This is a genomic window from Paenibacillus sp. 01L418 (assembly GCF_056400045.1).
On the sequence record NZ_JBFTSN010000839.1, the window covers coordinates 1 to 738 of the forward strand.

General features: G+C 37.5%; 1 protein-coding gene. It reads left to right on the plus strand.

Annotated features, from left to right (window positions below; genetic code table 11):
• The coding region (locus AC1DSE_RS36050; RefSeq protein WP_477529216.1) for a hypothetical protein at positions 1 to 278 on the plus strand (278 nt) is incomplete at its 5' end.
• Between the last annotated feature and the right edge of the window lie 460 nt (positions 279 to 738).

Genomic DNA, 738 nt, shown 5'->3' on the forward strand with positions numbered 1-738 from the left:
AGATAACACTGAGCGAATATGGTGAAGCAGTTCTATTTTATACCTATAATGAAAAGGGACAACCTAAACATTTTGCTTACGGTAATATTTTTGTTAACGACGATTTTAGTAAACTTACAATTTTAAAATTTACAAAAGATGCTAGGAACCCTGATCAATCAGGTTTTGATGGTCGTAGCGGGTATATCATATCAGCACCTGCACAAAAAAGGGATGATGCATTGGAGATCACAAATGAACTGATACATGGTGCTCTGAAAGGAGACATACTAAAATGAAGGGATGCCTACTTAACTAACGGTTAACTTTAGCTTAATCATATCTGGAGGTTATGTATTTATGGAACGACTTTGGCCATTTGAAGATCCTGAAAATGTAGCTGTTATTACAACCCAAAAAATAATGAATAGACATAGCCCTATTCTATAAGTATCCCATGACAGCGATGATGGAATGTGGCAGTTTCTCGATGGTGAAGAAGTGATTGAATTAGACGCTCGTATTCTAGGGTTAAAAGAATGAATAGACATTGACCCGAGTTTGGTCCAACTTGCTGATCTGCCAATTGGATGGACAGCATGGAGGGAAACTAAATTCAATCGATGGATTAGAGGAAAAAGATAAGAACTTGTTATTCAACTAACGTAGAACGTTAGTTCAACAAAATAGCCGCTAGCCCGAACTTAATTTCAGGTTTGGGCTAGCGGCTAATGCAGCTTAATGATTCAATCGAGAGGC